General features: G+C 40.1%; 18 protein-coding genes. 8 read left to right on the forward strand and 10 right to left on the reverse strand.

Annotated elements, in window-relative coordinates; all coding sequences use genetic code 11:
- The first annotated feature begins 111 nt into the window (after positions 1–111).
- From JMN32_RS18305 to JMN32_RS18335, 7 genes are all read left to right on the forward strand, one after another.
- Positions 112–300: a hypothetical protein gene (locus JMN32_RS18305; protein ID WP_202857818.1), complete on the forward strand. Its 189-nt coding sequence runs from the start codon at positions 112–114 to the stop codon at positions 298–300.
- 115 nt (positions 301–415) lie between these two features.
- Positions 416–877, forward strand: coding sequence for a hypothetical protein (locus JMN32_RS18310; protein ID WP_202857819.1), 462 nt, complete (start codon positions 416–418; stop codon positions 875–877).
- Positions 878–974: 97 nt separating this feature from the next.
- Complete coding sequence (locus JMN32_RS18315) at positions 975–1,703, forward strand: sterol desaturase family protein (RefSeq protein ID WP_238354535.1); 729 nt, start codon at positions 975–977, stop codon at positions 1,701–1,703.
- Positions 1,704–1,733: 30 nt separating this feature from the next.
- A complete protein-coding gene (locus JMN32_RS18320) occupies positions 1,734–3,584 on the forward strand; it encodes a beta-ketoacyl-ACP synthase III (RefSeq protein WP_202857820.1) in 1,851 nt (616 codons plus the stop codon).
- A 24-nt stretch (positions 3,585–3,608) separates the two neighbouring features.
- On the forward strand, positions 3,609–4,508 hold the full coding sequence (locus JMN32_RS18325) for a DUF6999 family protein (protein WP_202857821.1): 900 nt from the start codon (positions 3,609–3,611) through the stop codon (positions 4,506–4,508).
- Positions 4,509–4,619: 111 nt separating this feature from the next.
- Entirely contained in the window at positions 4,620–5,516 is an 897-nt protein-coding gene (locus JMN32_RS18330; RefSeq protein ID WP_238354536.1) for a hypothetical protein, read from the forward strand.
- A gap of 489 nt (positions 5,517–6,005) precedes the next feature.
- Complete coding sequence (locus JMN32_RS18335; RefSeq protein WP_202857823.1) at positions 6,006–6,491, forward strand: helix-turn-helix domain-containing protein; 486 nt, start codon at positions 6,006–6,008, stop codon at positions 6,489–6,491.
- 92 nt (positions 6,492–6,583) lie between these two features.
- Here the strand turns inward: JMN32_RS18335 and JMN32_RS18340 are convergent, their stop codons facing one another.
- A complete protein-coding gene (locus JMN32_RS18340) occupies positions 6,584–7,936 on the reverse strand; it encodes a tetratricopeptide repeat protein (RefSeq protein ID WP_202857824.1) in 1,353 nt (450 codons plus the stop codon).
- A gap of 143 nt (positions 7,937–8,079) precedes the next feature.
- The gene (locus JMN32_RS18345) at positions 8,080–8,235 is read right to left on the reverse strand and encodes a hypothetical protein (RefSeq protein ID WP_202857825.1); all 156 of its coding nucleotides are present in this window, start codon (positions 8,233–8,235) and stop codon (positions 8,080–8,082) included.
- 631 nt (positions 8,236–8,866) lie between these two features.
- Between JMN32_RS18345 and JMN32_RS18350 the strand changes: the two genes are divergently transcribed.
- Positions 8,867–9,601 carry a hypothetical protein gene (locus JMN32_RS18350; protein WP_202857826.1) on the forward strand — a complete coding sequence of 245 codons (735 nt, stop codon included), beginning with the start codon at positions 8,867–8,869 and terminating at the stop codon, positions 9,599–9,601.
- 308 nt (positions 9,602–9,909) lie between these two features.
- Here JMN32_RS18350 and JMN32_RS18355 read toward each other — a convergent pair whose 3' ends face one another.
- The 8 genes from JMN32_RS18355 to JMN32_RS18390 form a co-directional block, all read right to left on the reverse strand.
- Positions 9,910–10,122 (reverse strand): hypothetical protein, encoded by a 213-nt coding sequence (locus JMN32_RS18355; RefSeq protein ID WP_202857827.1) that lies wholly within the window; start codon positions 10,120–10,122, stop codon positions 9,910–9,912.
- Positions 10,123–10,141: 19 nt separating this feature from the next.
- On the reverse strand, positions 10,142–10,468 hold the full coding sequence (locus JMN32_RS18360; protein WP_202857828.1) for a deaminase domain-containing protein: 327 nt from the start codon (positions 10,466–10,468) through the stop codon (positions 10,142–10,144).
- Positions 10,469–10,490: 22 nt separating this feature from the next.
- Positions 10,491–10,730, reverse strand: a complete 240-nt coding sequence (locus JMN32_RS18365; protein WP_202857829.1) for a hypothetical protein — start codon at positions 10,728–10,730, stop codon at positions 10,491–10,493.
- On the reverse strand, positions 10,717–11,202 hold the full coding sequence (locus JMN32_RS18370; protein WP_202857830.1) for a deaminase domain-containing protein: 486 nt from the start codon (positions 11,200–11,202) through the stop codon (positions 10,717–10,719). The genes JMN32_RS18365 and JMN32_RS18370 overlap by 14 nt, the downstream gene beginning before the upstream one ends.
- A 23-nt stretch (positions 11,203–11,225) precedes the next feature.
- Positions 11,226–11,483, reverse strand: coding sequence for a hypothetical protein (locus tag JMN32_RS18375; RefSeq protein WP_202857831.1), 258 nt, complete (start codon positions 11,481–11,483; stop codon positions 11,226–11,228).
- A 136-nt stretch (positions 11,484–11,619) separates the two neighbouring features.
- Positions 11,620–12,054 carry a hypothetical protein gene (locus JMN32_RS18380; RefSeq protein WP_202857832.1) on the reverse strand — a complete coding sequence of 145 codons (435 nt, stop codon included), beginning with the start codon at positions 12,052–12,054 and terminating at the stop codon, positions 11,620–11,622.
- Positions 12,041–12,397 carry a hypothetical protein gene (locus tag JMN32_RS18385; protein ID WP_202857833.1) on the reverse strand — a complete coding sequence of 119 codons (357 nt, stop codon included), beginning with the start codon at positions 12,395–12,397 and terminating at the stop codon, positions 12,041–12,043. Before JMN32_RS18385 ends, JMN32_RS18380 begins: the two co-directional genes overlap by 14 nt.
- The coding region (locus JMN32_RS18390; protein ID WP_202857834.1) for a hypothetical protein at positions 12,394–14,316 on the reverse strand (1,923 nt) is incomplete at its 5' end. The genes JMN32_RS18385 and JMN32_RS18390, both read right to left, overlap by 4 nt.

Raw genomic sequence — 14,316 nt, forward strand, 5'->3', positions numbered from 1 at the left:
TATCACTATGAACCTACCAACCTCGTGCACTCAGGGAGATCGTGGCGTAAAATTTGAGTTTAATGTTGGAGAAAGCTTTCAACTTGAGACAGATTTTCTTAAAATAGTCGAGTGAATGAAGAAAAGCACACCATAAATGGCATTCCAGAGTCGGAATATTGGAGGCTGGTAATCCTGATGGGGAGAACAAAAGCTGACAATTACATCTTCAGGGTAAATCAAAATTACAGATCCGTAGTTTATAAAATATACCTCCTTGAAATTGGCAACTGGTTCAAATCGCTTTTTGGAAAGGAATAAATTTTCTCACAACACGCCCCTAACGACAACCACCTGATTAACTTAATGTTGTAACTTCACTGTACTGTTAGACGCAGGTACCCTGTTTGACTGTATAGCTAAAAGTATTGGAAGCTTGGAATCAACCGCTAAAAATATAATTACCTGGATGTTATGCCTTAGTACGATAACTATTGCTATCTATTGGTTTTCTATCGCTGGTATGCTGATCTTATTACCTTTTATACTAATCTATATAGCTCTAAAACTGCCTGTCAGCAAAAGTATAGTTTTTGACTCTCGGATAAGATACCAAATGTTGGATATCAGCCAGGGTGATTTTATAAGAAACGGTATCGAACTGCTATTGGGACATAAAAAAGTCTTTCTGGCCGACCCTCCTGAAATTCTGAAGTGGGTTTACGTAGCCAATGATGACTTCAACAAACTATGGCCGGAATCTCCCTTCGACATGGACCAAAGGAATTACACAATAAGGGCCAGATTCAAGACTTACAGGCTGCTGTTGGGTGGATATGCCAGCGCAAAAGTAATTCACATTGAAAAAATTGAAGAATGCCCTTTAATCACAAAATAAAAACATTTTTTACACGTAAAGCACACAACAAATACTTAAATATTAATACTAAAAGAAACCTAACTACAGTTTTAAACGTATTCAAAATCTGGCACTTATGATCCAGGGTATTATCGACAACATATTATACCAATACTCCTACCTTCAGCTTTATGGGTTGGTATTCCTGTATTTTGTAATACTCTACTTTGGACTGGCCCCTTTATTTCAGAAAGTCTGCTCCTACTTGTACCGAAGAGGACTACTGGAAAAGATCGTAGAAGAAGAAGTAAGCCGTAGCCAGATCAAACATGAAATATGGCACTCTTTAAAATCCGTGATCATCTTTGGGTTCTCAGGTATCCCACTCATATTTCTTATCCGTATGGATGTGATCGGTCTACTGCCCAACTCCATCATGAATACGATTATAGGACTCATTATTCTGGTCATTTGGAATGAAATACACTTTTTCATGGTTCACAGGCTCATGCATGTTCCTTTTTTTATGAAGCATGTCCACATTGTTCATCACCGGTCCAGAATACCAACTGTTTACGCGGTTTATAGCTTCCACTGGTTTGAAGCCCTGCTACTCAGTACCGTACCGATTACCATTGCCCCAATTATACCCTTATCAGCAACAGCAATATTCCTGTTCCCACTGGTAAGTATTCTGCTAAACTATTCCGGACATTGTAATTACCGCTTTGGAAAAGGAAAGGCACCGGGCTTTTTGGCATTTGGTACTAATCACAATCACCATCATTCCAAAGCCAAGCGCAACTATGGTTTCGCCTCCGGCTTATTGGATAGGATAACTCATAAAATATTTAACAAAAGCTGATCTCGCTGAGACAGCTCTTAAATGACGACTATGGATAATGTATATATCACCAGCGCTGGTTTTTTTCTGCCCAATGACCCCGTTTCTAATGAAGAAATGGAAGATTATCTGGGCAGGATCAACGGCAAGGATAGTGCACTGAAGAACCGGATATTAAAACAAAATGGCATAAAATTCAGGCACTACGCCATTGACAAAAAGCAGCAAAGCAGCCATACCAATGCCGAAATGGCTGCCCATGCTGTAAACCATGCCCTGGAGCGCAGTGCCCTATCACCTAAAGACATTGAGTTACTCGCAACCGGCACTACCCAGGCAGATTTGCCTGTGCCCGGCTTTGGCAGCATGGTACATGCCAACTTAAACTTTTCGGCCTGTGAAGTGGCCAGCTTCCAAAGTGTATGTGCCAGCGGTATGATGGCCTTGAAAGATGCCTTCGCTCAAATAAAAAGTGGAGAAAAAACAAATGCCGTATGCGTGGGAAGTGAATTTTCCAGCAGGCTTTTTAAAGGATCCCGGTTTGAGGCCCAAAAGGTAAATTCTTTGTCCTTTGATGCCGAATTTCTTCGGTGGATGCTTTCAGATGGTGCTGGTGCCCTCGTGCTCGAAAATAAAAAAAGCAGCAAGGGACTTTCACTTCGCATAGACTGGATCGACATTAAGTCTCATGCCCATGAGCTCCCCCTCTGTATGTACACAGGAAAAACGGATAACAAAAGCGGTGATGAACCCACCTGGCTGGACTACCCTGATTATGAGTCAGCATCACAGGCAGGTGCCCTCAATCTCAAGCAGGATGTAAGGCTGCTCGACAGAGTGGTGCAAAAAGGAGTTACTCACTTCTTTGAGCTCATCGATGATAAAAAAATGGATGTCAGCGCTATAGACTGGCTATGCTGCCACTACTCCTCAGAGTTTTTCAAACAGCCCATTAAAGACCTGATGGCCAAGGGTGGAGCTTCCATACCTGATGAGAAGTGGTTTAGTAACCTGACCACCAAAGGCAATACCGGCGCGGCATCTATTTTCATTATGTTGGAAGAATTGATGTTCTCCGGAAAGCTGAAAGCCGGTGACACCATTCTCTGTATGGTTCCTGAAAGCGGTCGTTTTATCACCTCATTTATGAAGCTTACGGTGGTAGGTGCTGACAGCTCAGGACAAAAAAAATATGAAGTACGCGAAGTTGAAGCCCCTGAACTGGTGCTGGAAGAAAGACCTGTGGCGGAGTGGATCGTAAGGCAGCTCACCAATGTCTGGATAGACTTTGAAACTGCCCTGCTCCGGGTGCCCATAATCACAAAAATGCATCAGGGCACACTGACCCTGGAGGATTACAAATTGCTGCTTCATGATCTCAGGCAGCAGGTAATTGATGGTTCTCAATGGATAACGCGTGCGGCATCGTGCATAGATATCGAGTTATTTGAATTGCGGTCTGCATTTATCAAGCATGCTGCCACGGAGCATAAAGACTATCAGCTATTAGAGCGAAATTATGAAGCGCTGAATGTACCCGTTGAAAACATAAGAACCGGAAAAAAGAACATTGGGAGTCTGGCGCTGTCAGCTTTCATGTTCAATCAGGCGGGTAAACCCAACCCCATAGACTTGCTGGGAGCCATGTTCATTATAGAGGGTATAGGCAAAAGGCTGGCTGGCCATTGGGGAAAAATGATGCAGGACCAATTGGAACTGGCCGATGATCAGGTATCCTTCTTCACCTACCACGGTGTTGCCGACGAAAATCATTTTCATCGCCTGGAGAAAGCTCTTGATCATCCTAAAATGAATATGGATATTGCCACGGCCATAGTGAAGACAGCCAAAACTACTGCAAGGCTATACCGTATGCAGCTTGAAGAACTAGGTAACTATTAATGAAGTCAACAAAACATTAGAAACATGTCAAAGGAGTTATTTGATATATCGAGTTATGACAGCCGGGATCCCAATCCCTGGCTCGCTCTGTATCTCGACAACAGCATCCCCATCAACGAAAAGACCAAACAGGCTTTGATGCGGGATAACAATTCAAGATCAGCAAGGTATTTATATCCTTTGATCTTTTTCTGGTCAAAAGTGACCATGTTCTTTATACATGTTTTCAAGTTCTTCTTTCCGAAGATCTTCAACAGTTCAAAAGTTCTGCACCTGATCCTGTCATGGGGCTTAAAGAGATTTGTAAGCAAGGATGCCAACCTGCTTATATTCCGGCATTTTCATGTAGGAAGTGAGATTTTACAATTTATAGCGGCTAATGTGGAAGGGGCCGAAATAGAAACATCTCCCCTGAAACCCCGAAACTTCGAAGACATTAAGGATGACCTCTTTCTGAAACATGACCTGAACCTGTACAACTTCATCATCAGACTCAATAGCACGCTAAAAGAAAAGAACATTACCATAAAGCCTCCGGCCAAACTCCGTGTAGACATGATCACAGAAGACCAGTTTGATCATATCGAGTTCCCGGACAAATGGACCAACACCCTGGACCTGAAGTCGTCCATTGAATTGTTTACGCCGTTCTATCAGTTCTTTCTTACCTCCAATGACTTTATCAGGGCGTCAAACTCACTACAGTTGGATGAAACCATCTCCATTTACACATCCCAAATCATGGGTACACCGGCTCACCTGGGCCTTATCAATAACAAACACCCCATGATACCCATTTCAACTTACAGTGCTGCTTATAGGCTGGTGCTACACGGTCTGGCAGCGGAGACATTACACCAAATATTGGTAAATGTTAAACAAGGCAGACATGTAGATGGAATCGTTACACCGCTGGAGAAATAACCAGCAAGGTGTAAAACATAAAAAGGAAATCTAACAAGGTTTATTATACTCAAAACGACAACAAATATTCAAATAGCAATGCATAGAAATTTCTTTATTTCAATACTATTAATGAGCGTGGCATTTTTAAGTTGCAGAAATAACACTACCTCCTATTTCGACCAGGCACCTCCTTCTCAAACTCCAAAATTATTTGCGCCTGCAATAGTGAATACTGACAGCATTGAATTGAATGTAGTTTTTAATGCAACTCATACAGAAATGTTTTTTTCGAGAATTGTGGATAATAGCTTTGTTATTCACCATTCTGAATTAATTAATAGCAAGTGGTCTGACGTTAAACCTCTTCAAATGTATCCTGATAGTATTTCTATTTCAGTAGCTTGTGATCCTACCATCACGAAAGATGGCAATACAATGTATTTTCTCGGGGTTGACCCCAAACTCTACAATAATGATACATCTCCGGAAAAGCTTTTCGCTATACCACCGGATATTTATATGAGTAAAAAAGTGAATGGTGAATGGGGATTAGCAAAAAAGGTCGAGTTTGACATTTCGACTGAATATTTAGAGTCCTATCCTGTTGTAGTAGCAGATGGCAGCTTATATTTTCACTCAAGCAGACCCAGTGAAAAAGGAGGCCGGAATACATATCGTGCCCAATATTTGGGTAATGAAAAATTTAGCACTCCAACTATTGTTAATGTAAACACAGAAGGACATGAGTTGATATCTTATGTTTCACCCGATGAGCGATATGCCATAACCAACGGAGAAGGTAAATTTCAAATAACATTTAATTCAAATGGTGAGTGGTCAGCCCCTGAAGAAGTAGCATTAGACTATGACAAAGATTGGCGTTACTATTGTCCCTATATGTCTTCTGATGAAAAGTATTTCATCTTCTCCAGAAGATATAACAATCCCTCTAAAAAAGGGTGGGCAGGAGTTGAAAAAGGAGAAGTTTATTGGGTAAATGCTGATATACTTTTCAACACAAAATAAACATAACCATGGCCCGTATGCAATTGCGGGTCACTTCACTTTGTTGTAGGGCTTCTATATTTCAGTTCATTGCGGTAGTAACTTCCGCGCCAGATGGATTAACAAAATCTGATAGTATTCTTCTCTTCTGATTATTACTAATGGTCTTTGCAATAATTTATGGTATCATGAGAGGTTCTGGATGCGAAAGCTAATGAATCAGTAAATATTAGTATATATCCCCTATGATTACAGTTTGATAATCTTTTACAGTAGACATATGCTTGGGTTTAATTGATTACTGTTCAGTGGGGCGAACTATTTCATTTTCCTTTGTTATAAACCCTTACAAGAGGCCGTTTGACTGAACCGCTTGTAATGGATTTTAGGCTCGTGACAATTCTTCACGTTTTATTATATTTGTTTCCGTTGCAAGAAAAATGCATGTGACCAAATCGTCACCCAAAACAAATACNTGCATGTGACCAAATCGTCACCCAAAACAAATACATGAAAATTGAGATCATACACGCAGCAATGGGCGAGAAAATTTCTTATTTCAGAACCAAACTGGGATTGTCACAGGTAGAGCTTGCTGAAAGGCTGCAGGAATCGACCGGTGAATTATGCGACAGACATGCCGTATCCAGGTTTGAAAATGGTCATAGGAAATTGCCTGTCAACTATGTGCCGATATTGGCTCAAATATTTGGCATCACCACAGATGAGCTTTTCTACAGTGCAGAGCAACTCAGGAAAACCAACAAAGATCCATTCGGCACCCAGGTGGCAGACTATAGGCAACTGGCAGAAGATAACCCAAAAGAAGCCGCGAACAAGGCGTTGGAGGCATTGCTGCAAGCCAAAAATGAAGTACAGGCTTTAAAAGAGCAGCTTCGTAAATGTGAAGAGGAACTGAAGAAGAAAACTACATTGGTGAAAAAGTATGTCGCATTATCCAAAATGTTGAATAAGCTCCAGGAAGAAGACCAATAAAGAAAAGGTAGCCGATAACAGCTACCTTTAATTGTATTATTACAACCTAGCCTGTTAGGGCTAGTATGTAATCAACCTCAGCATATAACGTTTTATACGCTGTTGCCTTCAATGCTCTCACTGAGCGAATTCAATTCCCTGATTATTGCCGCTGATTTAGCATGCTTTATCTTATACTTTGCCAGCTTTCGCATTTTATTGGAGTAAACAATAACCACCACTATCAATACCACCAAAAGGGTAGCCATTACACCATACCAGAATTGCATTTGCCCATCCCTTCGGGCTATATCCTTCTTATACTTCTCTGATTCATTTATTTGAGCAATTTCCAGCTCCGCCTTATCTACATCCTCCTGAATGTACCGAGTTTCTATGAGCTTCTTTTGCTCCTCCAATAATTTGATTCTTTTATCCTTTATTATACTATACTTCCGCATAGGGACCACCAGGCCAGATGCACTTACAGTTGTATTGGCACTTAGGTTTTGTAGCGCGTCAAGGGCCTTGGTTACTTCCTTAGAGAGTAATTCACCATCTGCGGTGGAAAGTGCTATCACCTGATCATAATAATTAAGCGCGGCTTTGTAATCGGCTTTAAGAACAGCCAGCTCGCCCAGGTAATTAAAATTCGGACGTTTATCGGCACCATCCAAGGCAATTTTTAACTGTAGTGCTTCGCTTAACCATTTTTCCGCTTTGTTGAGATCGCCGGCCTTCATATAGCATTCGCCTATATTACCATGTAAATAGGCCTTTTCTAATTGCTGCTCATTATCCAGATAGGTCAGGGCTTTTTCATAGCTTTTAATGGCCTCATCAAACCTTTGCTGCCTAAAGTACATTTCTCCATAGTTAATATAGGCATTGGATATCCAATATGTTGACTCTAATACAGTACCTGCTTCAAGGCTTTTTAAAACATATTGTTCTGCTTTATCAAACTGTTCCAGTCCCATATACACCAAGCTAAGGTTGTCGTACACTAATGGAAATTTTTGCTCGTAATTTAATTGGATATATATTTTTTCAGCTTTTTCGAGATAAAGCAGGGCTTCGTCGTTTCTCTCTACAGTTCGGTACACATTGCCAAGGTTTGATGCTATCTTTGCCTGTTTTAAGGAATCACTTAGTTCGTTGTAGAGGGACAGAGCAAGTTTATATGATTTAATGGCCTCTCCAAGCTGGTTGTCCATGTTATTGAGATAGCCGTAGTTGTCATAATATTTAGCGAGATATTCTTTGTTGCCTAATTCTATAGCTAAACCTTTTAACTTTTCGAGCAAGTCAAAAGCAACTCTGGGTTCCTGATAGTGATTGAGATAAGTTTGGTAAGTGCTTTCTAAACTTTCGAGTTTGGCTGGGTCATGTGTATATATCTCTTCCTGGGTACAAGCTGCCATAAACAGCATACTACAAACCGCCAGAGTGATTAGTCTCGGCATAACATTAGGCTAGATTATAGGTTGAAAAAACAATAGCAAATAATACCGAACAAAGATGTCGGTATTATCACAATAATCAATGATCATAAATCCGCCAAAACTTACACAAACAAGAAAGACGAAGATTTTAGCGATTCTGTTTCTTAATCATCTCCGGGACCTTGAACATGCCCTTCATTCGCACCTTCAGTGTTAAGCACATTATCAGTTTCTGGGACTATTTCTTTTTCCTGGCATGCGGTAAAGGTTAGTCCAAACATGCCAAGCATGGCAATCAATACAACTTTTTTGATTTTCATTGTTTTTGAATTTAAATGGTTTTGGTTGTTTTTAAGGTCATCAGACAATTGAATAAGACCGTCACAAACATAATTGTTTCCTATACGATCATCCAATTGTACTTTTGGGCAAAGTTACGCTGGTAATGAATAAGTTAGACTTACATGGCCTTGCATTACAAACTAATTAACAGCCAACCATAAGTAAAAGCATTTCTATACAACAAGCCGCGGCTTTGTTGTACTCGATATGGTAATACTTATGAAATCAGTCTATCAAAGTGTCATTTTGTCCCAATTGCTTACACGGAAATTTCAATGACTACCGCTTACGAAGTCAGCTTGGCATGCACTAAAGCGTATAATATTTTTTAGAGATACTAAAAATACCCAAGGTTGGGTATTGACAACAAAGCCATAGCTGGATTACCTTTAGAAATGCTTTGCAAATGGAATCCTTATGTTTGGAAAATGCAAGGCTGCGTTGGGAAAGTTTAGAAAGGCGCGTAGGTACAGGTTATTATATTTGGGGTGTTTGCTGTACTTGGTTGTAGTGGATAAACATTGTTTATCTGATAATTATAATTAAACAGCTGTATGGTAAGTAAAGTGTAGGCACTTTGCTTATACGTTGTGGTGCATATAAAAAGAAATGACAAAGCTTAAAATAAAGGTAATATCGTGGGGTCAATTACCCTTTAAATTCGACCGATCCAAAATCGAAAATTGGAAAAGTGACATTTTTGAAATAGTGGGGGCAATAGAAACGCACCAAATCAATAAGGGATCTGATGGTGAGTTTCATGAATATTATGATCAGACAGTTTTAGATGATATGCCTGATCCAGATTGTGATTTTATGGTTGCAATGACAAACGTGCCTCTTGAAAACAATTGGTACTCAAGGAGACTAGCTGATAAAATAGTATGCTTTTCATTTTTTGAATTGGCTGATATTTTAAGACCAAATAACATCCCACTTGAAAACTTAGTATTCAGATTACTTTACGCCTACTCCTTAATATATAAGCGATTCAGGAACAGACTTCCTTCAAGTACTGAGCCTACTAATTTCACTCACGCAGACACAAGACAATGTTTGTTCGACTTCAATGGAATTAAAAGTGAAATTATTTTTTCAACTGTAAAACCTACGCTCTGCGATGAATGCTACTTTAAGCTACAACAAGAAAAAGTATCAAAGGAAACATTAGAAACAATTAGAAAAGAACTCAAAAAGGTGGACAGACCATTTTATTACCGTTTGACTGACTTTTTCAAAGAGAAACCATTTATTGCATTTGGACTTTCCGCATTATTGGCAATCTTTTTAGGAATAGTTGGCTCGGTGATTTATGACACTTGGATAAAAGAATTGATAAAATGAATACGTGGCACAATCGAGTAGACGGCCGTGAGCCATAAGCCCACGGTGCGCCTCTCCATCCTGGTCGTAGCCTCCGCTACGGACCCTGTATTATTTTGAGCGTCCGCTCAATTAATTGAATGTAGTATAAAATGTCGCGAAGTCTCTGCCGTGCTGATCCCGAATGGTATACTTTCTTCTCATGCTGTAAAGATAGCATCAATGAATTAGCCCGGGGGGACGCCCTATTTCATTTTAGGTCTTAGGATCGCTACGCTAAACCTAAGACCAGATTGGGTAAAGCCAACCTGACAAAGCAATTGACCTGATTACCAGTCAAGCTTACCTTGTTCTTTTTTTACATTTTCTAATATTGCCAGTCCATAGCCCAAGTCAAATATTTGGGATAAATCGTTACCGGACATTTCAATTACACAAAATGGAACATCATCATATATAGTTTCTATAATTTTAAAATCCGTATTGTATAGTTCATTATGTTTTTGAATCCTTTCCTCCAACACATGAGGAAAAGTTACCATTACCTTAAATTTTAATTTATTATTTGACTCCATCTATCAATGTTATTTCAATACTCGGGAACATATCACTAAACTGTTGTATTACGCCCTGACAAGACGTACAATAAGGGTTTTCCGAAACAATTTTCAGTGTACCGGTGATCTTGTCGTTTACTTGGCCTTTCACACCTCCTAATTTCTTTGCCAGATCATTGAGCATGCGGTATTCAGAATCAGTGATCCTGAGCCACGTACCCGAAGAGCCGGTCGCTTCTATAGCATCAAAAATATGAACCTCTTTACGAGCGTGCCCAAGGTCACTCGTCACTTTAGTCAACATACGATACTCCGAATCTGTTATTCGCAACCATAATGTTCAATCCATTATTTTAAAAGCTTCCTTCATTCCTGTATTTTTCTTCTAAAGCTGCTAATTTATAACCTAGCCCAAAGATGTCGGAAGGTTGATATTTAGTCACTTTCAAAGTACAAAAAGGTACTTCATCATAAACAGTTTCTATGATTTCAAAATCAGTATTCCTAAACGCATTATGATTCTCGATTGCTACTTTCAAAATATCAGGGAAAGTAACCATTATTTTAAACTCTAATTCTTTATTTGACTCCATCGATTAAGGTTATTTCAATATTTGGAAACATTTTATTAAACTGCTGTATTACACCCTGACGAGAGGTACAATAAGGATTCTCCGATACAATCTTTAACGTTCCCGTTACTTTGTCTCTGACTTGGCCCTTCACACCTCCTAACTTTTTTGCCAAATCATTGAGCATACGGTATTCAGAATCAGTGATCCGGAGCCATGTACCCGATGAACCTGTTGCTTCTATTGCATCAAAAATGTGAGTTTCTAATTCTGCTTTATCTAATGAAACACTCTCCCACATTTTACCTTTATCCAGTTTCACACCCGGAATATTATCTTCCAGATACCCCAGATTTCCAGCTTGTGGCTTACCTGTCTTGTAATCGCGCATCTTGTTCAATGCGCCTTTGATTTCATCTACTGAAGCAAGTCTTGATTTTTTCAAAGAGCCTATCAGCTTTGTGTTGTCAGCACAACTTTCCAATGCATTCACAAAAGATTGTTTCCTGCTGGCCTTCAATCCATCAAAAGCAGACTGGATGGCATCATCTGTAATGTTAGGATTCGCATTCTTAAAGCATCCACGACCTTGGCATTGTCAACACTACGTAAAGATGCTTTTCCATTTGATAACAACTTCCAAGAGTCTAAATCTAAACCCTGTTCATTAAAAGCTTTGAAGAGCTTCGGTTCTGTCAGATCATCATCCAGCTTTTTCAGTAAATCATCTGTCCAGCCTTCTACATCCAGTTTTTTCAGCACATCATCTGACAACCTGCTAATATTCCTGAACTGCTTAAACTGGTCTGCCAGACTTTTAAAAGCCCTAAACCCAATCTCATCCCCCTGCTTCAGCAGCTTCTGTCCAACTAATTACGGTTTCTGCTTAGAACACCTTTGATTTTAACTTTTACTTAAGACTTCCCAGTACCTTCTCATCTATTATTTCAGTACCGTTGTTGAGCAGATATGCATCGAGATAATTGGCCATATCCAATAATATCCTCAAATGATCTTTTGTAATTGGTTTCATGAAGGTAGTTGTCACCATTCCATATTTTTCATTAAAATCAACATACATTTCATAGTAGCTCCTTTTTGGGTTGAATTCAGCAAAAGCCCTACTTTTATTGTGCCCTTTTACAATCCCTTCTCTAAAGGATTCCGGTATTTTATCTAGTTTTGCAAGCGTCTCCCTTCCTTCGTCAGTTTCTTCCTGCCAGATAAAATACTTTTTATGGTTTTCAATAAAATTCACCCATTTTTCATATGATACACGTTGCCTTAAATCTAATCGATAGTCATACTTTTCTTTCGAAATAGATGGATCTTTAATGTTCATCATTTCCTGTATCGTTTGATATTTTTTCGATCTCACTCCAGTCAATGTTCTCATATTGATCTCCTTCTTCCAGAATTTTGAAGCCCTCTTGCCTCAAGTTCAGATGATCATCGCCGAATTTTTTCAGGTATTTATTTTTGAATCTTATAAACCAGTAATACCGGTTATAGAATAGATTTAGAGGATCGATTTGCTTTATTCTTTCTGGAAAATATGTCAACAATAAATATTTTTTAAGAGGCTCTATTAGATCATTATCATTTAGCAAATCGGGGTTAACGGGCAACGTAGAAAAATCAATACCCCGGCCTAATATTTGGTAAGTATTCTCATCAATTACAATCATTCTGCTAGATATTTTACGTTAATATTAACATTGTTTTCTTTAAAAAAACGAGTTAAATGTTCCTTTGCAACCTTGTCCGACACTAGCCATTCTACATGCAAACCTTTTGCTTGTGCAGCACCGACTTGATCCAGGGCCTCATCCAAAATGTTTTGTCTTAAAAATTCAGGTTTGTCATAAACTCTGTATATAGAATTGTTAGGTTTTACAACACATTTCCCATCCTGTAAAGCATCTTTTGCTAAATTTTCAAATTGCACGTACCTACTTTTTTGTGGATTCCATACATAGAAGCTTTCATTATTTGGATTTATCTTCATTTCATAAGCATCTACTTGTTTGTTTGATTGAGAAACTCGCTTACCCCAATAACCTTTATCTCCAAACGGCCTTGCATCAATTTCACGCGTACCCCACTTAATCTTTGTTGTATATGTGCCAACAGCGTCATCCGCAGTGTTAGCTACAGCCTTAAACCCTACCTCATCCCCCTGCTTCAAAAGCTTCTGCCCACTAATTTCTGCTATTTCCTCTCCCTCGTCAAGGAACTTTAAAGGTTTGATTTGCCCGTCGATCACATGGGCTATTTCATCGCCTTGCTTGCTGAATATTTTGAGTACGTTGCCGGAGTACTTGTAATTGATCAGGTGCCGGGCACCTTTCAGCACACGAAAGGCCTTTCCAAACCTTACCAGCGCCTTTATTAGCTGCTTGCCGCTAAACAGCCCAAGCACTTCATAGATAGGATATACCGGCTCCAAATAACCGCTACCACTGTACTTGTTAAAGGCTTCTTTGGTTACCCGGCTATACTCTTTGGCTATCAGTGTTTTAAAGTTGTCACTGATGTCACGCCCTGAATTGAATACCTCCAAAACATTTTGCCTGTGGTAGATGATTTCATGGTGAAGGGCAGGGTTAAGGGCAACGTCTCCTGAAGCAATGGCCACACTTTCAATGATCAACTCAACATGCTTCACATAATCATCCCATACATACCAGTCGGCACCGGTTTCTCCGATGCTTTCCGGAGCAGTGTAATACGGGCTTTGTGAATACCCCTCAAAGTAGTACCATCTCTTTGCACCCCTGCGCTTCACATTGACAGGGTCGGGATCAAAGGTTACGGCTTCCTCTCCTTCAATGCCCACATGGTCAGGCTTGGGGCAACGGGTACATTGTGCTGCGTTAATGGCTTCATCAAGGATGTAAGGACAAACAGCTTCCCCTGCATTGCCCATGCTTTCTGTGGTCATTTCAGAAGCATCGCTGATGTTTTTGCCGATGCCTGTAATGGTTTCCCATTCAGGGCTGTCTTTCATTTTCCCGGTAAGCTCCGGTATCCGGCTTTCTTTGTCTTCCAGTAGATAGGTTACATATTCTTGTGCCCCTTCTACAGTTTTGGGTTCTTCCGGCAGGCATCCCGGCAGCCCTTCCGCCCACATCATTTCCATTTCAGACAGCGGCCCCTTTCCGTGTACCTCCAGCCATGCTTCCATGCGGGTTTTGAAGTCTTCCAGCACCGCTATTACTATCTTTTCTTCTATGGTAAACTGTTGCTGGCTTCCATCGTTAGGTGCGTTATTTCCGTTATTTTGGTTGTTTTTGGTAACCTTACCGTCACTCTCAACAATCCACGTGTCACCAGAGCTATCAGTAAACCTAACCGCTTTCTTCTCGCCAGTTTCAGGGTCAGTGGGCTGCTCATAGGTATGCTGCATTCCGCTCTCATCTGTCACTACAATTACACCATCATCGCCCACTGCTATATCACTGATCTCTCCGTTGAAGTCAATATCCACTCCATCAAAGTCATCATCAGTATTATTGTCCCCATCATCAGAACCTGCACCACCATCACCTTCCCAGGTCTCTATCAAACCATCAATACCATCCGAAAGAGCAATCACTTCACCATC

This window comes from Fulvivirga marina (assembly GCF_016775155.1).
GTDB lineage: Bacteria > Bacteroidota > Bacteroidia > Cytophagales > Cyclobacteriaceae > Fulvivirga > Fulvivirga marina.